Source organism: Companilactobacillus farciminis KCTC 3681 = DSM 20184, from assembly GCF_002706745.1.
In the GTDB taxonomy this organism is placed as follows: domain Bacteria; phylum Bacillota; class Bacilli; order Lactobacillales; family Lactobacillaceae; genus Companilactobacillus; species Companilactobacillus farciminis.
In genome coordinates this window covers 773,881-791,400 of sequence record NZ_CP017702.1, presented here as the reverse complement: position 1 = coordinate 791,400, position 17,520 = coordinate 773,881, and the positions used below count along the sequence as shown (strand labels likewise).

Below are 17,520 nucleotides of genomic sequence, written 5' to 3'. Positions count from 1 at the left end.
TAATGCATTCATCACTAGTTATATTATTAGTAATTCATCAAAAAAGCAAGAAAAAAGCGAACAAATGTTTGTTCGTTATATTATTTCTTGAACGAGAGCAAATCCGCAAAGGACTGACTTTTCACGGATTGCTTGACGCGACCCAGAAAAATGAAATTCTTTAACAATTTTTTCGTTATTTGTACGATTATAAGCACTAATAAAGACTGTTCCCACGGGGTTTCCCTCCAATGGATCAGGACCGGCAACACCTGTGAAACCGACACCGATATCAGCTTCGACTTTTTCTGCAGACAATTTGGCCATTGCCAAAGCTACTGGTCCGCTGACGACGGTATTATCTTCAATCAATTGCGGATCCATCCCCAATAACTTCACCTTGATAGAATCAGCATAAGTGACGAAGCCACCATCGAAGACGTTCGAAGCACCTGGAATTGTCGCAACAGTCGCTTGAAACATTCCAGCGGTTAAACTTTCTGCCGCAGTAATCTTCAAATGAGTCTGCTTCAACAAATTAACCGTCTGCTTAGGAAAGTCTTTAAAGTCTTCTGGAATTCCCTCTTCAAAGTCTAATTGTTCAATCGTCTTTAAAAAATCTATCTCTTTTTTCATTGCTCTCTCTTTCAAATTACGTATTAAGATTTGAAAATATCTTTACTTTGAATAAAGTAATCAGCACCTGAATAAATAGTGAAAATCAAACAGATATATAAGAAAATTTCTCCAATTGGAATATTGATAGCGGAGAAGAAAATATTGTGCATCAATAAGAAAATGATAGCTAACATTTGAGTTGTAGTCTTGATCTTACCAGGCATTTGAGCAGCCATGACCTTACCACCAACTTCCAAAACGATAGTTCTTAAACCAGTAACAGCCAATTCACGACAAACGATAATCGCAACGACCCAAGCTGGAGCCATTTTGAAGCTAACTAAGAAAATAAATGCTGTCATAACGAGCATTTTGTCAGCTAAGGTATCGGCAAACTTACCGAAGTTGGATACTAAATGATACTTACGAGCAATCTTACCATCCAACAAGTCTGTCAATGAGGCAACGATGAAGACAACCGTTGCTAAAACATGATTGACTGGAATCAAATCATTGGCGACGTAAATATCACCTAAGCCGCTCCAATTAAAGGCTAATAAAATAATAAAGACCGGAATTAAAATAATCCGTAACATGGTTAATTTATTTGGTACATTCCAAACCATTGAAAAATCCTCCAAGAATACTAATTTTGACAAAATAATGGTGCCTACCCATAAAGATTAGACACCATTATTTTATTTTTCAATATTAAATGTCAAAGTTTTAACGATTGTGTCGCCACTTTGTGATTTAGACAAGTCAACGTCCTTACCATCGATCGTAACCTTAGTATTATTAACGTTACCCGTTTGAATAGTGAAAGTCGTTGTGTCGCTAGGAACAGTAGTTTCTTTCTTTTCATCAGCACTAAGAGCTTGTTGCCAAGTAGTGTTGTCGCCTTCCTTGAATTGAATCCAAGCTTGACCGTTGCTACCTTCAACAACAACTTTTAGTCCATCACTTGGGGCGTTTGTGATCGTATATGTCCCTTCAGTGTCAGACTCCTTAACAGCTGTCTCTTTAGACTTAGTTTCAGTCTTCTTAGCAGCCTTCTTCTTAGTTGTCTTCTTGGCTTTTTTAGTTGTTTGTTCAGTATTATCCTTTGGAATCGTTACACTTGATGAGCTTTGGTTTCTGTGAATCATACCAAAAGCGATTACCCCAATAATAACGACAACTATAATACCAACGACAATTTGAGGAATATAGTTACCCAAGTTAGAGAAGAAAGAATTTGATTCTTCCTTGATACTTCTAGTCTTAGTCTCTTCAGGAGCAGTTTCTTGCGTAGGTTGTGCATTAGGAATATCAGACTTGTATTCTTCCAACAAGTCATCACTTGAAATACCAACAGCATCAGAATATTGCTTGATGAAAGCTCTGACATAGAAATCACCAGGAAGATGATCAAATTGACCTTCTTCAATAGCAATCAAATACCTTTTTTGAATTTTTGTGATTTGTTGTAAATCATCAATTGTGTATCCTTTTTTGATACGAGCATTTCTTAATTTTTGGCCAATTTCGTCCATTATTTACCACCGATTAACTAATTTTTCTAAGTATAACATATATTATTATCTAACTACTAGCGAGCTTACAGCAACCAACCGCCTGCAAAATAAATTGTTTGTCCCGTTAAATAATTTGATTTGATATTAACCAAATAACTAACCAAATCAGCTATTTCATCAGGATTTGCTAATCTATCTGCTGGAATTTCATCTTTAACGTTTTCAAGATCCTCGTTAGAAAATTCTTGAGTATTCATTTTTGTATTGACGGCACCAGGAGCAACGACATTTACGGAAATCCCTAAGGAAGCTACTTCTTTAGCATACGCATCCGCAAATGACGACATCGCTCCTTTGACGGTACTATATACCACTTCCATCGCCGAACCAATTTTTCCATAAATTGACCCAATAAAAACGATTCGTCCATGATGTGTCTTTGCTAACTTGTCTTGTAATGCCTGCAAAATCAAGATAGGCAACTTCACATGGATATTCCACAAAGAATCGATTTCTTTTTCGGAAATATCAACTAACAGCTTATAGTAAGTATTACCTTGAGCAAAGACTATCGCATCCAGTCCAAAAATCTGACTAGTCAATTGTTCAACTGAATCTTGTTCCATATTGAACTTAATAGGAATAAAATCCTGTTTTGGATATTTTTCCACAAGCTCGGTGCGTAACTTTTCAATCCGTTCGCGGTTTTTGTTGTAGTGCAAATATAATGACCAGCCTTTTTGAGCTAGCTTCTTAGCACTACTTGCGCCAATGTCACCGGAACTTCCCATAACTAATGCATACATAGTTTACTTCCTACTTGGTAAAAGATTGTAATAAGTGCTGTTATTATCTTTTAAAAATTTCTCTGCAATCATTAAGACATCATCTTTTTTGATTGAATCAATCAAATTGATCAATTCTAAATAATCGACGTCATAAAAATAAAGTTCAGCCATCTGATTAGCAATCGCCTCAGGTGAGTTTTGAGCAAACAAGTAAGAACCGATCGCATCACGTTTAATTCTTTCAAATTTGGTATCTGTTAGAACTTCTTTTAATGAGTTATAAGATAAGTGATTACGTAGATATGCTTGAAATTTTTCAGGATCATTATTTGACCCACTAATTATGATAAAACAATAGTTATTTTCTGCAACTACATTATAAGAAAAACTATCATCAATTAGACCTGAATTACTCATTTCTTGATAATTTTTAGAAGATTCCCCTATCAAAGTCTCCATAATCATATTTAATTCAAATTGTTTCTTTACTAAATCGTACCCAGACATTTCTGTATCGATTCTGATTCCATAGGCGCTACGGGCTTGACTAATGTCCATCGTCTCAAAGCCACCTTGACCAATTGGTTGAAATTGACGATTAACTTTTTGCAACGGCGTATCGATTTGATGAAAATTAGAATTCTCAACAATCTTTTCAACTTTTTCAAAATCTACATCACCAACTAAAACTAAGTTCATATTATCCGGACGATAATTTTGTTGATATGTAGCTAATAAGTTTTCACGATTGATTTGTTGCAATGACTCGCTTGATCCGGCAATGTCTTCTGCAATCGGATCATTGGGATATAGTTGGCCAAGAATCCTTTGTTCTAGGACCCATTCGGGCATATCGAGATACATTTGAATTTCTTGATCAATGATGCCACGCTCAGAAGCAACATTTTTATCGGTAAAGTATGGATTCTGAATTAAATCTAACAAGATTTTCAAATTATCATAAGGATTGTCTAAGGTTTGGAACAAATAAGCAGTCTTTGTGTAACTAGTGTAGGCATTGGAATTAGCACCATATTGGGCAAATTTTTCCGACACGTCATAGTTAGGCTTAGCAAACAATTTATGTTCAATAAAATGAGCAATCCCAGCTGGCAATGTTCCCTGCTTCGTTTTCGTATCTACTGATCCAAAATTGGCCATCGCCAAACCATAAACTTGGTTAAAGCCAGACATTGGTACGACAGTAATCTGTAAACCATTATTTAATTTCTTTGTTTGTTTTTCTAACTTCTCAGTCATTTGAATCTCCAATCAACTGATATTGTGCAATAGCATGCAAATTGTTGGCTACGCTAGCAATATGTTCACGATCTAAATTATCTAATTCCGTTTGAAATTGTTCATCGCTCAAAAGTGTTTTAGGATAAACAGTTTCCCAAATACTGCGCATGATGTAGTACTGAATCGAATCAGTTGCTATCTTTCGTCTTGTCACCATGACTTTTTGGGCGTGTTCAACTTGATTATCGCTAAACTTACCATTTTTAATGAACTCAATTTGCTGGTTGATCAAGTCCAACGCCTTTTGAACTGAATCAGCATCTAATCCAGCTTGAATCGTAACCAAATGACTCAAAGGCTGATAGGTACTGGAGACCGAATAAGCTAAACTATTTTTTTCTCGGACTTGTTGGAACAATTGTGATTGATCATCGCCACCCAAAATCAAGTTCATGATCTGAGGTGCCAAACGATTGAACTTTTTAGATACACCTTCAGTTGCGTAGGCTAAAGCAATTCGACTCTGATTAAGATGCTTATGTTCAATTTTTTCAGCTGGATTGGTAATTAATTGATTGAACTTATCGAATTCAATTTTCAAATCTAGACGTTCATTATTCATTTGAGTATAAAAGCCACTAGTTAAAATATCTTCAGCAAATTTTTCTTCATCGACATTTCCAACAACATTGATCACAACGGTATCGTTTTTAATCACATCTCGATACATTTTTAACAATTGTTCATTAGTTAAAGCATTCAATTGGTCAATATTTCCAAAAATTGGTACCTGACGATCAGGATTGTTTTGATAAATCAACTTAGTTAATCCAAGTGTACTGACTAAATCCTGATTATCTTGAATAGAAACCAAATTAGACATCAAATTGCGTTTTTCTGTGTCAAAGGCAATTTGATCAAACTTCTGTCCCATTAAATTTAGTTTAAAAATTATTTCATTCAACAATTCTAGGTTGTCTTTAATTTGTGTTTGACCATCAATCAAAAACTTAGGATCAGCAAATTCAATGCTGAAAGCTAAGTCATTAAAATTCAACAGATTACGCGTAAAGACATTGATCTCTGAACCATACAACTCCATCTCACGGTCATTTATCGATCGAAAACTAGGATAATTAGCCGTTGAATTGGACATAACGTTAGCCAATAGACGACGACTAGTAGTTTCTTCTTTCTTCAAAGGACGAAGAAAATCAACTTGAATTTTAATAGTTCGGAATTTTTTGATTGGATTTATGTTTAAGAAAATATTCTTTGCTAATGTTTTTCTCAATTTTTCACCTGATTTTTTCTTATTGTTTCTAATTGTTCGGGAGTAATCAATACCTTCCGTGGCTTACTACCCTCTGAAGGCCCCACGATGCCCTTATTTTCCATCTCATCGACCATTCTTGCAGCTCGATTATAACCGATAGCGAATCTTCTTTGAAGCATGGAAACACTGGCTGACTGTCCTTTAACTATCATATCGACTGCATCATCCCAGTATTCATCTTCTGGCTTATCACTGTCGCTAGCACCTTCTTCGATATCAGTAGGAATCATTTCTTCATCATAGTGCGCTTCTTGTTGTTCACTAACAAATTTCACAACATTTTCAACCTCTGATTCGGAAATATAAGCTCCCTGAAGTCGAACTGGCTTACTCTTCCCGATTGGTTGGAAAAGCATATCGCCACGTCCTAAGAGCTTCTCTGCCCCCACTGAGTCCAAAATAGTTCTAGAGTCGACCCCACTGGAAACGGCAAAGGCCATTCTTGATGGAATATTAGCTTTGATCAGACCAGTAATAACATCAACTGACGGACGTTGCGTAGCGATAATGATATGCAATCCAGCCGCACGTGCCATTTGAGCTAAACGAACGATTGCAGCTTCAACTTCATGTCCAGCTACCATCATCAAGTCAGACAATTCATCAACGATAACGACAATAAACGGTAATCGTTCCATCTTGTCTTCGTCAGCTGCTGTTTCATTGAACTTATCAACGTCGGCGTTATACTCGCCAATATTACGATGACTAGTTTCCGCAAACAATTTATAACGGCGTTCCATTTCTTTAACAGCTTTTTGTAACGCTCCAGCAGCTCGTCTAGCATCAGTAACTACTGGAATTAATAAATGCGGAATACCGTTATAAACGTTTAATTCAACCATCTTCGGATCAATCAAAATCAATTTAACTTCGTTGGGTTTAGCCTTCATCAAAATACCCGTAATAATCGTATTGATAGCTACAGACTTACCACTACCAGTGGAACCGGCAATCAACAAATGGGGCATTTTAGTAATATTTGCTTCAATAATGTTACCAGAAACATCCTTACCAAGTGGAACAACTAACGGATGCGTTTTATCCTTTTGATTCTCGGTAATATCTTTAAAGGAAACTGTTGAAATCGTCTTATTAGGTACTTCGATACCAACAAATGGTTTCCCGGGGATTGGCGCTTCAATACGAATATCTTTGGCAGCCAAGGCTAAAGCTAAGTCATCTGCTAAATTGACAATTTTACTTACCTTAACGCCGACTGCTGGTTGAACTTCATATTTTGTAATAGTTGGTCCCAAACTAGCTTTCTTAACTTCAACATCGACTCCAAAACTCTTGAAAGTCTGACGTAACTTGTCTTTATTTTCTTCAATCAAATGAACTTCTGAAGTCTGATCAGTCTGTGGTACTTGTTTCAACAAATCGACTGAAGGCAACACGTAGCCGTCATTATTAACTGACTCAGCTTTCTTGTAACCGACTGGATCTGGCAAATCTTTATCCTTCGTGCCATCGATTCCATATGGTTTCGAGACTACTGTAGCTTCTGAAACTGGTTTTGTTGGAGGCTTTGGTGCCCCTTCAATTTCAAAGTCATCTGGCAGATCTTCTTTTTTATCCTCAGCAAAACTATTGAAGCCATCCTCAGTTTTATTGTCATCTCTTACTATTGGAGTAGGCTTTTTAGGCTTATCAGAGTTAAGCGAAACCTTCTGGGTCTTCTTTTGATCAACATAATTACTGTAATGACCAACTAAAACATCCTTAATTTTTAGAGCCAGATGCTTTAAAGAAACTAAAATATCAGTCGTTACAACCGAAACTTGTTTCATCGTAACGTTTAATAACATCAAAATTCCAATAAAAATAATTAAAGCAGTAACAAAATACGTTCCCACACTTGAAAACATCGGCATGAAGAAACTGTATAGATACGAACCTATCATCCCTCCACCGACTGATCCATCGACATCAACTTGCGTTATATCGGCGGACAAAGTATTCCATGTGACGAGATTATAATTGTGATATAGCGACATACTGGAAAAGAAAATGCCGTGTAAAATTATTAATGTTCCTAAATAAACAAACAAAAAACCAAAATTTCGTTTGGGCGACAACAATGGGAATCGCCCAGTAGCAATGATGAACGCCGCTACAACGATACTGATAATCAATAATACTGGATAACTATCCCCGACAAAAATCCGATAAATATTATCGAAAGTCTTACCAACGAGACCAAACTTGAATAAGCCTAGAATCGCCAAGATTATCCACACTAAACTGACTAGAGATCTAATCAGCCGTGAATTATCAACGGTTTTTTTACTCTTTCTAGGCCTTGAACTTGCCTTTTTTTTAACCATAAGTACCTCACATGAATTTAAAAGTAATCATCTAAAATTATACCTTTTTTGAACATTAAAAAAAACAGCCCGCAAGGACTGTTTATTTATCTTCTTCATTATTAGGCTTGATTTCAGCATCTTTAGTAAAGTTCAATGAAACACCATGGTTCAACGTTACGCTAGTAACTTGATAAGTTAATGTTTCAATGTACTCAACTGCTGAACGAGAAATCTGTTGAACTTGCTTGCCATCTAGGTCTTCTGCTTCACCGTGGAAACCTACTGGTTGAACTACTTGTCCGACTAATCCTGAAACCTTAAAAGGAGCATCTTTCATATGAATTTCAAAAGGAATAACAACTTGGAAAATCTTTCCTTCGTCCTCATTCATAGGTTGCCCGTTCTCATCTTTAAATTCAGGATGCTCAATACTAATATTTAAAGTACTCTTCTCATCAGCACTTGGTGATTCAACATCGTAATGAAATGCTTGAACACTAACTGCACCTTTATTAATTTTCATAGCTTTTCTCCTAATCTAATTTATCATGTTCATAATGATGACTTAATTCTAAACCAGCAAAATGTTGTTGACGTACGGCTTCGTAAATAACCAAAGCTGCACTGTTAGATAAGTTCAATGCACGAATATTATCACTCATCGGAATTCTCAAACATTTTTCAGGATTACGACGCATGAAATCCTCTGGCAAACCAGTTGTTTCTTTACCGAACAAGAAATAATGGTCAACTGAAGTATCTGAAAAATCTTGATCACTGTAAATCTTATCTGAGAACTTTGTAATTAAGTATAGATACTTATCATCAGGAATTGATTGCAAAAAATCATCTAAATCATCGTGATAAGTAATGTCAACCTTTTCCCAGTAATCTAAACCAGCACGTTTCATGTGAGCATCGTCAGTATTGAAACCTAAAGGTCTGATCAAATGTAATTTAGTGTTAGTTCCTGCACAAGTTCTAGCGATGTTACCAGTATTAGCTGGCATCAATGGTTCGTAAAGCGCAATATGGTTCGTCATTATTTAATCTCCTTTTACATAAACAAAAAGCGCATGACCTCGGTGAACATCACAGCAAGGACATGCGCTAGTATAGCCTCTTGTTTACTTGCTTTTGTCAAAATCACTTCTGAGAAAAACAAATAACCCCAAAACTCATAAAACATTATATACGATTTGTACGGTCTAGACAATGGTTTTTGAATTATTTGTGATTTTTCTTCGAAGTTTCTGTATCTTTTGCAGGTGTCGTTTCATCAAGTGGTTCAACATCTTCTTCATCGTACCAAGAAGAATTACGTTTGAACCAATTGAAGATTCTTGTACAAATAATCTTTAAAATAGCAAAGATTGGTATACCAGCAATCATCCCTATTAAACCGTACAATCCAGCTGAAACTAATAAAACTAGAATTGTCGTTACAGGATGCATTTGCATCTTATTACCAACAATAATCGGTGAAATAACACGTGTTTCTATCGTCTGCTCGACAGCAAAGACGATCAATACTTTTATAACCATTGATGGAGCAATGAAAGCCGCAATGACCAGTGATGGAATCAATGCTAGAGCTGAACCAATATAAGGAATCAAGTTTAAAATTCCGGCAACGATACCTAAAATCAAGGCATATCGCTGACCAATGATCAGATACCCAACAAAGAACATGACCGCAACCCAGAAGGCTACCGTCAACTGACCAGTAATGTAGGAACTCAAAGCCTGACTGATTTCTGAAAGCATATCGCTAACTGACTTCTTCAAACGATTAGGAACGAATTTAACGACTGACACTTTAAACTTCTTATCGTCCTTTAACATAAAGAACAAGATAAATGGCGCCGTCAATAAAATCATGACAACATTCGTCAAGACACTTACTGCTGAACTTAAGTTATTCATCGTTTGTGGCAAAACATGACTCATAGACTTCTCAAAATTCTTCGTGATACTGGCATTAGTTGCAGCTAAACGTTCCTTAACCAGGTGAAGCTTAGGGTCAGAGAACATATTCTGCAAACTCTTATTCAATGAATCCCAGTACTGTGGCCAATTTTTGACTAATGAATCAATTTGGCTTTGTACGAAGGGAATCAGAGACATAACGCCCCAAATCAATAATGCCAAAATAATAATAAAAACAAAGGCAATTGAAATAATCCGATTAACGTGAAGTTTATTTTCCAAAACATTGATCAGCGGATTAATCAAATAATACAATACCAAGGCCAAGATGACCGGTGGCATAATAATTCCCAAAATTTGTCCGACTGGTTGGAAAACGAAACTGATTTTTGAAAATAAAAATATAATCAAAAATACTAAAAAAATATTAATCAAAATCACCGTCAATTGGTTGTTTAAGAACCATTTATAAAACCAACTTTTATTTTTTTCCGGTGTTTCTCGCATAGATTGCTCCCCAAAAATTTTATACAAAGATTATACTGTATATTATAATACTATACATTATTTGGAGGAATTGTAATGATTGAAAAGCTTCTTTTAAGCGGTTACACAAAAAAGACAGGTAAAGGTGTCTATTCTGCTGACTTCGACTCAGAAACTGGCGAAATGACTACACCTAAAGTTTTGGTCGAATTAAATGGACCTACTTATGTCGATGTAACTAATGATATGAAATTGATTGCTTTAGCTAAAAAAGACGATCGTGGTGGTATTGTTGTTTACGATATCAACAACGAGCCTAAATTATTGGATGAGGATTTCTCAGAGGAAACTTCCCCCTCTTACGTTAAATTTGACCCTAGTCGCAATTTGATTTTCAGTGCCTACTTCCACTTGAGCAAAGTAAAGATCGACCATTTAACTGACGATGGCAAAATCGAACACTATTCAGAAGTTAAATTTGAAGGTCATGGTCCACGTGCCGAACAAGATCAATCAAAGCCTCACTTCAGTGCTTTAACTCCCGATGGCAAATTGATTATTTGTGATTACGGTGCTGACCGTATTTATATTTACAACATTGACGACCCTAAAGAACCAAAACTAATGAACAACTACATTGCTCCAGCTGGATACGCTCCAAGACACCTAGTCTTCCACCCAACAAAACCTATCGTTTACGTTGCCTGCGAATTAGCTTCAAAAGTTTTAGTTATGGAATACGATGCAGAAACTGCTGGTTTGACATTAGTTGATGAAGTTGATGCTGCTAAAGATGAACAAAAGAACACTACTGCTGCTATCCGTATCTCAAAAGACGGTAAATTCTTATATGTTTCAACTCGTGGTGCTGATACCATTGCTACTTTCAGTGTTGATAAGAATGGTGACCGCCTAAAGAAACTCAACACAGTTTCAACTAACGGTAAAGGACCTCGTGATTTTGAATTAGATCCTTCTGAAAAATATTTGTTAGCTGCTAACCAAGACAGTGACGATTTGACAATTTTCAAACGTAATCCTAACAAAGGAAATCTAACACCTTTAGAAAATAAAATTTCCATTCCTGAGTGTGTTTGTGTACACTTTATCTAGTTCCAAATTTAACTCAGGAGAATATTATTAATCATGTTCATTGAAATTATTAAAACCATCATTTTGGGTATTATCGAAGGTTTTACAGAATTTCTACCTATCAGTTCAACTGGACACTTGTATTTAGCTGATGAATTCATCAAATTAAATGAATCTACAGCTTTTATCAATATGTTCATGGTAGTTATTCAATTCGGGGCAATCTTAGCGGTTATCCTCATTTACTTCCACAAGTTGAACCCTTTCTCACCTAAAAAAAATCACCGTGAGAAAAATCAAACTTGGAGTATCTGGTTCAAAGTTTTGGTTGCTATCATACCTTCAGTAGTTATTGGACTTCCTTTAAACGACTGGATGGATGCTCATCTTACTAGCTGGCAAGTTATTTCTGCCACATTGTTAATTTATGGTATTTTATTCATTGTCGTCGAAAATTGGTTGAAGAATAAACGTCCTCAAGTTGAAGACCTTGATCAGCTTTCATACAAAACTGCTTTTACAATTGGTCTTTTCCAAGTCTTATCATTAGTTCCTGGTACTTCTCGTTCTGGAGCAACTATTTTGGGTGGTATGACAGTTGGTACTTCTCGTTTTGTCGCAACTGAGTTCTCATTCTTCTTAGCTATTCCAACTATGTTTGGTGCTAGTCTTTTGAAGATTGGTAAGTATTTCATGAAGGGCAATACTTTCACCGGAGACCAAACTATTATCCTACTTGTTGGTACATTAGTTTCATTCATCGTTGCTTACGCTTCTATCAAGTTCTTGCTTGATTATATCAAACGTAACGACTTCAAAGCCTTTGGTTGGTATCGTATCGTCTTGGCAATCATTGTCATCGCATACTTTGGAATCAAAAGTTTTGTATAACATATTGGACGTCTTCGGACGTTCTTTTTTTGTTCAAAATTGTTAGAATAAAGATACTGAAAAAAAGAGGGGTTGAACATTATTTATAAAGAAGTTGCTGTAGAAAATTTCACTAAGATTCCTGCTGCTGTTTTAAAGGGTGCTAATCGAATTGAATTAAATGATAATCTAGCTGTTGGAGGTACTACTCCAAGTTTTGGCGTTTTACAAGAAGCTACTAAATATCTTCAAGAAAAATCCGTTCCTGTTGTTGAAATGATCCGTCCTCGTGGTGGAGATTTTGTATATAACGATTTAGAGATTAAGATGATGGAAGCTGATTTATTTCAAGCTCAAAAATTGGGTGTTGACGGCGTAGCATTTGGAGCTTTGACTAAGGATGGAGATTTGGACGAGGATGCTATGGAACAATTGATTGCTGCTTCCAGTGGTATGCAAATTGTCTTTCACATGGCCTTTGATGCTTTGGCAGAGGATAGTAAAAAGTCAGCCATTGATTGGTTAGTTGATCACGATGTTGACCGAATCTTGACTCATGGTGGACCATTAACTACTCCAATTGACCAAACTCTAAACAACATCAAAAAATACATAGATTATGCTGATGGCAGAATCGCTATTTTGCCTGGCGGCGGTGTTAATTTTGAAAACTGTGACGCGATTGCAAAAGAATTAAACGTTAGAGAGTTACATGGAACCAAGATCATTGACGGCATAAACAACTAAAAAATAGCCTTGTTAGAATGAATTTCACTTCACTCTGACAAGGCTATTTTTGTAAATTCACACTTTGATAAAGTATTGCATGAACACTCCAGCAATACTGAAATAAATTAAAACACTAGTTAAATCACTTAAAGTTGAAATAAATGGACCACTGGCAACCGCTGGATCAAATCCGAAACTAGACATCAGCATTGGAATAAAACTACCAGCTAAGTTGGCTACTGTAATAGCAGCACACATAGCTAATCCAATGACCATCCCTAGGACAAAGTTATGTTTCCAAATCCCTACTAATAGCAAGACTGCAATACCTGTTACTAATCCTGTTACAAAACCTGTGACCAATTCTTTGATCAATAGTTTTAAGAATTCATGGCGATTAATTTCTTCAACTGCTAAACGCCTAACCGCCACAGCCAAACTTTGCGTACCAGCATTACCAGCTGTACCAGTAATAGTCGAAATAAAGACGGCTAAAATACTAGCTTCGGCCAATAAATTTTCATAGTGGTTGATCAAAGTAGCGGTGATCATACTCAACAATAACAATGTGATCAACCAAGGCAAACGCTTGGAAGCAGCTTTGAAAGGACCATCATTGTTGGTCTCATCCATACTAACACCGGCCAAACCAGAGTAGTCTTGTTGGGCTTCGTCATCAATAACTTCAATAACATCATCAACTGTAACGATACCCACTAATTTATTCGAATGGTCAACAACGGGAACGGCTAAGAACTCGTAATCTCTGAAGACTTGGGCAACTTCAGCCTGTTCAGCATCAACGTTGACCGTAATAATATCACTATTCATCTTTTCACTTAAAGTATCGGTATCTTCAAGCAAAATTAAATCACGCAATGACATAACACCAACTAAATCATCATGGTGATCCAAAATATAAATATAGTAAATCGTTTCAGCAGTCTTGGCGAACTTTTTCAAAGCTTTGATTGCTTCGGCTGCTGTTTCTTCCTCATGAAACTCAACGTAGTCGGTCGTCATGATACCACCGGCAGTTTCAGTGTCATAATGCAATAGTCCACGCAAATTGTTGGCATCGTTACGTGGCATTTGACCTAGAAACCGATCAACGTCAATTTTGTCCAAATGTTCCAAAACATCGGCGGCGTTATCATCGTACATATCATTCAACATTTTAGAAGCATAATTAAGATCCATTTCCTTCAACAATTCAGGAATCTTAGGATCATCATCTTCAATGGTATCGAACATATCTCCCATTTCGTCCGGTTCCAAAATTGAATAAAGCGTCATTCTTTCAGGCTTATTCAACGTGAGGTAAAAAGTACTCTGGTCATAAAAGTGCATGTCCAAATAAGTTTTTCGAAATCGCTTTTTATCACCTTCATCAAGATAACCTTTCAATTGTGAAAACTTATCTTGGAGTCTTTTTTCATTTTCATCCATTCTTCTCACCCCTTAACACACTCTTTAACATTACCATATCTTTAGGCAGTGGCGCGGTTAATTTTAACAACTTTTTAGTAACAGGATGAACGATTTCTAAACAATAACAATGTAAAGCTTGACGGTCCATTCGAGGGTCAATTTTTTTACTATACATATCGTCTCCAATAATTGGATGACCAATTGCTGTTAAATGAACCCGAATTTGATGAGTTCTCCCCGTCAACAATTTCAGTTTTAACAAGCTAGCATCGTCAAACTTCTCAACTGTCTCATACAAAGTTTGCGACGGCTTGCCAAGATCATGATCGATATTTCGCATATAAAAAGCCTTAGGATCAATTCCAATTGGCAAATCTATCAAACCTTTTTCTGGTGATACTTGACCATAAACCATTGCCAAATAAAACTTTTTAAAGTCTTCCGTGTGTAAAATTCGATCCAACAGTGAATGGGCATAAGAAGTTTTAGCAAAAACCATCAGACCAGAGGTATTTCGATCTAAGCGAGTGACTAAATGAATTGAACTATTCTCTTTTTTATCGATCAAATACGACTTGACCACATTAGCCATCGTCTTACTGTCTTTGGCTTTGGCAGGCAAACTAGCAATCCCAGGCGGTTTATTGACAACTAATAAATAATCATCTTCGAACACGACATCTACTTTACCCGGCATTGGCTCAATCAAATCTGAGGGTTCTTCTGTATTAAGGACTATCAAAATTTGATCACCCTTTTTTAACGGATAATTAAAATGACGTTGCTTATGATTCACAAAAATTTGTCCACCCTTATTTTTTAAGTTGTGTAATTGACTAGAGGAAAATTTGCGTTGAACTAAAAATTTGCGGACTATTTTTTTGTCATCGTCACCAATCGTAAATTTTAAAAAGCGATTATTTTGGTTCATCTTGTCCTAAGAAAGCTGTCTCTACTCTAGTCCAGAAGTGTCGATGTCGATATTGGGCAAATTGGGCTCGTTGATAATTTAGCTTGATCGTAATTCGACGTACGTTTTTCAATTTTGTAGTAATTCCATCGCAGCTGATCACATAGTCATCGGCAGTTTGTGGATAAAGATCAACTCTTTGATTGTGAGGAATGATAATTGGCGAAGAAATTGTCCGATAAACTCGGTTATTGATCGAAGCAATTTCAATCATTTGAAAGACACTGATTTTAGGATGAATCAAAGCTCCACCGATAGATTTAGAATAGGCCGTGGACCCAGTAGGCGTTGCAAAACACAAGCCATCCCCACGAAAGTTTTCGAAAAATTCTTTATCCAAATCTACTCGAGTTTTCATAGTTAAGGATGATAAACGTCTAACTACTATTTCATTGATAGCAATTCCATGGAACAATGAACCTTCTTTATTCTCAACCATGACATCCAAAAGTGGATAACTCGTGGAAGGAATATTGTCTTGGCATTTGATAATCAAATCAGCCAATTCGTCAATTTCTTTGTCAGTCCAATCTGAATAAAAGCCCAAATGTCCTGTATGCAAAGCTAAGAATTTCACTCTATCTAAATGTGCAGCATAGGCATGAAAAGTACTCAATAGCGTTCCATCGCCACCGACACTGATAACTAATTGTGGGTCGCGTCGATCCAAAGTTAATCCAGCATCTAGCAATTTACTGCGTAGTTTATTAGCTGCTGCAACTGATTGCTCTTTACTATTATTATTAATCCATAATTTCATTATTTATTGTGCTCCGTAGGGTTATTTAGATCGCGTTTTCGATCGGTAAAGTATTGTTGTGCATCTTGAATCTCTTCTCTGATTTTGGACATTTCTTCATCCAACATGAATGAAGCTTCTGCAGCACGTTTGAGTCGCTCATTGATCTCTTCAGGAAAATCTCCTTGATATTTGTAATTCAAAGAGTGCTCGATTGTAGACCAGAAATTCATTGCCAAAGTTCTAATCTGAATTTCTGCCAAAATATTTTTTTGACCAGAAGCAGTTTGAATTGGATATTCGATCACAACGTGATAAGAACGATAACCACTAGGCTTACTGTTAGCAATGTAGTCACGTTCTTCAATAACACGCATGTCTTCACGAATATGCAATAGCTTAGCTACATCATAAATATCTTCAACAAATTGACATTGTATTCTGATTCCAGCGATATCTTGCATATCTTGTTCCAAAAGGTCTTCTTTGATAAAGCGACGACGCATCTTTTCTTTAATGCTATCTACTGTTTTAACACGCCCCGTTACGAACTCAATTGGAGAATGCTCATTTTTTTCTAAAAATTCCTTGCGAAGATTTCTAAATTTAATTTTTAACTCATCGACTGCCTGTGAATAAGGTATCAAAAATTCATTCCATTTGATTTCTGACATAATAACCTCGCTTTACTTACTTTAATATATCGTACATTTAAGAAAGATTCACTTAATTCTCAATATTAGTGCTTGAGTTTATAATTTTACCTTTTGAATAATTGTTGGTAGAATGACTATGCAATAGAGAGATGGAGGGAAACACAATGTGGGAAGTATTCTTATATATTAATCCCTTATGTTCGTATTGTTTGAAGGTGGAACAAGCAATTATCGATTTCACCAGAAAGCATGACATAGACACACAATATCATTTCGTAACGAACTATAATATGGCAACAATTAATGATTATATGAAATTACAAGGCTGCAAAATTACCGATATTGAGGAACGTAACACTGCATCACAACAAGTCGTAGAAGCAGCGAAACTTTACAAAGCCGCTTCTTGCCAAGGCAATAAAAAAGCTCGTAACTTTTTAATGAATCTTCAAGAACAAGTAAATATTTTGAACAATCCCTTTGATGATAACACTATCAAACGCGCAATTAATAATAGTGGGCTTGATTACAAATCCATCATGGCTGATAAAGAAAGTACTTGCGTAGTTCAAGGTTTGAAACGTGATCAACAGTTATCAATGGAAATGAATGTTGTAAAAGCACCAACAGCGATTGTATTCGACTGTGAAGATGAAGAAAAACCAGGTGTTATGATCGATAACTTTGGTGATTCAACTTCTCAAGAAAGCATCAGTAAGAACGTCAATGCTATGTTGGAACGTGAACTTCCTCATACTCAGAATTTTGCTCGCAATGATACCGTCATTAGTCTGGATAAATTCAGAAGATAATTAAACAATATGAC

The 17,520-nt window shown here is 36.2% G+C and carries 18 protein-coding genes; 4 read left to right on the top strand and 14 right to left on the bottom strand.

Annotated features, from left to right (window positions below):
* Positions 1-75 precede the first annotated feature (75 nt).
* From LF20184_RS03730 to LF20184_RS03685, 10 genes are all read right to left on the bottom strand, one after another.
* Positions 76-615 carry a CinA family protein gene (locus tag LF20184_RS03730; protein ID WP_010020558.1) on the bottom strand — a complete coding sequence of 180 codons (540 nt, stop codon included), beginning with the start codon at positions 613-615 and terminating at the stop codon, positions 76-78.
* A 23-nt stretch (positions 616-638) separates the two neighbouring features.
* Complete coding sequence (gene pgsA / locus LF20184_RS03725; protein ID WP_010020559.1) at positions 639-1,223, bottom strand: CDP-diacylglycerol--glycerol-3-phosphate 3-phosphatidyltransferase; 585 nt, start codon at positions 1,221-1,223, stop codon at positions 639-641.
* 72 nt (positions 1,224-1,295) lie between these two features.
* Complete coding sequence (locus LF20184_RS03720; protein ID WP_010020560.1) at positions 1,296-2,132, bottom strand: helix-turn-helix domain-containing protein; 837 nt, start codon at positions 2,130-2,132, stop codon at positions 1,296-1,298.
* A 65-nt stretch (positions 2,133-2,197) separates the two neighbouring features.
* Positions 2,198-2,920, bottom strand: a complete 723-nt coding sequence (gene ymfI / locus LF20184_RS03715) for an elongation factor P 5-aminopentanone reductase (RefSeq protein WP_010020562.1) — start codon at positions 2,918-2,920, stop codon at positions 2,198-2,200.
* A 3-nt stretch (positions 2,921-2,923) separates the two neighbouring features.
* Positions 2,924-4,162, bottom strand: coding sequence for an EF-P 5-aminopentanol modification-associated protein YfmH (gene yfmH, locus LF20184_RS03710; RefSeq protein ID WP_010020564.1), 1,239 nt, complete (start codon positions 4,160-4,162; stop codon positions 2,924-2,926).
* Positions 4,155-5,438 carry an EF-P 5-aminopentanol modification-associated protein YfmF gene (gene yfmF / locus LF20184_RS03705; protein WP_010020565.1) on the bottom strand — a complete coding sequence of 428 codons (1,284 nt, stop codon included), beginning with the start codon at positions 5,436-5,438 and terminating at the stop codon, positions 4,155-4,157. The genes yfmH and yfmF overlap by 8 nt, the downstream gene beginning before the upstream one ends.
* Complete coding sequence (locus LF20184_RS03700; RefSeq protein WP_010020567.1) at positions 5,435-7,810, bottom strand: DNA translocase FtsK; 2,376 nt, start codon at positions 7,808-7,810, stop codon at positions 5,435-5,437. The genes yfmF and LF20184_RS03700 overlap by 4 nt, the downstream gene beginning before the upstream one ends.
* Before the next feature lie 82 nt (positions 7,811-7,892).
* Positions 7,893-8,315 (bottom strand): DUF1149 family protein, encoded by a 423-nt coding sequence (locus tag LF20184_RS03695; RefSeq protein ID WP_010020569.1) that lies wholly within the window; start codon positions 8,313-8,315, stop codon positions 7,893-7,895.
* A gap of 10 nt (positions 8,316-8,325) precedes the next feature.
* The gene (gene trmL, locus LF20184_RS03690) at positions 8,326-8,835 is read right to left on the bottom strand and encodes a tRNA (uridine(34)/cytosine(34)/5-carboxymethylaminomethyluridine(34)-2'-O)-methyltransferase TrmL (RefSeq protein ID WP_010020570.1); all 510 of its coding nucleotides are present in this window, start codon (positions 8,833-8,835) and stop codon (positions 8,326-8,328) included.
* 184 nt (positions 8,836-9,019) lie between these two features.
* Complete coding sequence (locus LF20184_RS03685; RefSeq protein WP_010020571.1) at positions 9,020-10,228, bottom strand: AI-2E family transporter; 1,209 nt, start codon at positions 10,226-10,228, stop codon at positions 9,020-9,022.
* A 75-nt stretch (positions 10,229-10,303) separates the two neighbouring features.
* Between LF20184_RS03685 and LF20184_RS03680 the strand changes: the two genes are divergently transcribed.
* The 3 genes from LF20184_RS03680 to LF20184_RS03670 all read left to right on the top strand — a co-directional run bounded on the left by LF20184_RS03680 (position 10,304) and on the right by LF20184_RS03670 (position 12,916).
* Positions 10,304-11,320, top strand: coding sequence for a lactonase family protein (locus tag LF20184_RS03680; RefSeq protein WP_010020572.1), 1,017 nt, complete (start codon positions 10,304-10,306; stop codon positions 11,318-11,320).
* Positions 11,321-11,353: 33 nt separating this feature from the next.
* Positions 11,354-12,190 carry an undecaprenyl-diphosphate phosphatase gene (locus tag LF20184_RS03675; RefSeq protein ID WP_010020575.1) on the top strand — a complete coding sequence of 279 codons (837 nt, stop codon included), beginning with the start codon at positions 11,354-11,356 and terminating at the stop codon, positions 12,188-12,190.
* 81 nt (positions 12,191-12,271) lie between these two features.
* Positions 12,272-12,916 carry a copper homeostasis protein CutC gene (locus LF20184_RS03670; protein ID WP_029606564.1) on the top strand — a complete coding sequence of 215 codons (645 nt, stop codon included), beginning with the start codon at positions 12,272-12,274 and terminating at the stop codon, positions 12,914-12,916.
* Positions 12,917-12,973: 57 nt separating this feature from the next.
* Here the strand turns inward: LF20184_RS03670 and mgtE are convergent, their stop codons facing one another.
* Genes mgtE through yjbM form a run of 4 tightly spaced genes read right to left on the bottom strand, consistent with a single transcriptional unit; the run spans position 12,974 to position 16,712 of the window.
* Positions 12,974-14,347: a magnesium transporter gene (gene mgtE, locus LF20184_RS03665; RefSeq protein WP_010020577.1), complete on the bottom strand. Its 1,374-nt coding sequence runs from the start codon at positions 14,345-14,347 to the stop codon at positions 12,974-12,976.
* Positions 14,340-15,260, bottom strand: a complete 921-nt coding sequence (locus LF20184_RS03660; RefSeq protein ID WP_010020578.1) for an RluA family pseudouridine synthase — start codon at positions 15,258-15,260, stop codon at positions 14,340-14,342. The genes mgtE and LF20184_RS03660 overlap by 8 nt, the downstream gene beginning before the upstream one ends.
* Positions 15,247-16,059 carry an NAD kinase gene (locus tag LF20184_RS03655; protein WP_010020580.1) on the bottom strand — a complete coding sequence of 271 codons (813 nt, stop codon included), beginning with the start codon at positions 16,057-16,059 and terminating at the stop codon, positions 15,247-15,249. Before LF20184_RS03655 ends, LF20184_RS03660 begins: the two co-directional genes overlap by 14 nt.
* The gene (gene yjbM, locus LF20184_RS03650) at positions 16,059-16,712 is read right to left on the bottom strand and encodes a GTP diphosphokinase (protein ID WP_010020581.1); all 654 of its coding nucleotides are present in this window, start codon (positions 16,710-16,712) and stop codon (positions 16,059-16,061) included. The genes LF20184_RS03655 and yjbM overlap by 1 nt, the downstream gene beginning before the upstream one ends.
* Before the next feature lie 131 nt (positions 16,713-16,843).
* Here yjbM and LF20184_RS03645 point away from each other — a divergent pair, with 131 nt between their 5' ends.
* A complete protein-coding gene (locus LF20184_RS03645; RefSeq protein WP_099240447.1) occupies positions 16,844-17,506 on the top strand; it encodes a DsbA family protein in 663 nt (220 codons plus the stop codon).
* Positions 17,507-17,520: the final 14 nt, after the last annotated feature.

What these genes read in the sequence shown, in the direction of transcription:
- pgsA (WP_010020559.1), bottom strand. Translation starts at nt 1,223, where the DNA reads ATGGTTTGGAATGTACCAAATAAATTAACCATGTTACGGATTATTTTA.
- LF20184_RS03680 (WP_010020572.1), top strand. Translation starts at nt 10,304, where the DNA reads ATGATTGAAAAGCTTCTTTTAAGCGGTTACACAAAAAAGACAGGTAAA.
- LF20184_RS03655 (WP_010020580.1), bottom strand. Translation starts at nt 16,059, where the DNA reads ATGAAATTATGGATTAATAATAATAGTAAAGAGCAATCAGTTGCAGCA.
- yjbM (WP_010020581.1), bottom strand. Translation starts at nt 16,712, where the DNA reads ATGTCAGAAATCAAATGGAATGAATTTTTGATACCTTATTCACAGGCA.
- trmL (WP_010020570.1), bottom strand. Translation starts at nt 8,835, where the DNA reads ATGACGAACCATATTGCGCTTTACGAACCATTGATGCCAGCTAATACT.
- LF20184_RS03660 (WP_010020578.1), bottom strand. Translation starts at nt 15,260, where the DNA reads ATGAACCAAAATAATCGCTTTTTAAAATTTACGATTGGTGACGATGAC.
- LF20184_RS03695 (WP_010020569.1), bottom strand. Translation starts at nt 8,315, where the DNA reads ATGAAAATTAATAAAGGTGCAGTTAGTGTTCAAGCATTTCATTACGAT.
- mgtE (WP_010020577.1), bottom strand. Translation starts at nt 14,347, where the DNA reads ATGGATGAAAATGAAAAAAGACTCCAAGATAAGTTTTCACAATTGAAA.
- ymfI (WP_010020562.1), bottom strand. Translation starts at nt 2,920, where the DNA reads ATGTATGCATTAGTTATGGGAAGTTCCGGTGACATTGGCGCAAGTAGT.
- LF20184_RS03730 (WP_010020558.1), bottom strand. Translation starts at nt 615, where the DNA reads ATGAAAAAAGAGATAGATTTTTTAAAGACGATTGAACAATTAGACTTT.
- LF20184_RS03645 (WP_099240447.1), top strand. Translation starts at nt 16,844, where the DNA reads ATGGAGGGAAACACAATGTGGGAAGTATTCTTATATATTAATCCCTTA.
- yfmH (WP_010020564.1), bottom strand. Translation starts at nt 4,162, where the DNA reads ATGACTGAGAAGTTAGAAAAACAAACAAAGAAATTAAATAATGGTTTA.
- LF20184_RS03720 (WP_010020560.1), bottom strand. Translation starts at nt 2,132, where the DNA reads ATGGACGAAATTGGCCAAAAATTAAGAAATGCTCGTATCAAAAAAGGA.
- LF20184_RS03700 (WP_010020567.1), bottom strand. Translation starts at nt 7,810, where the DNA reads ATGGTTAAAAAAAAGGCAAGTTCAAGGCCTAGAAAGAGTAAAAAAACC.
- LF20184_RS03675 (WP_010020575.1), top strand. Translation starts at nt 11,354, where the DNA reads ATGTTCATTGAAATTATTAAAACCATCATTTTGGGTATTATCGAAGGT.
- LF20184_RS03685 (WP_010020571.1), bottom strand. Translation starts at nt 10,228, where the DNA reads ATGCGAGAAACACCGGAAAAAAATAAAAGTTGGTTTTATAAATGGTTC.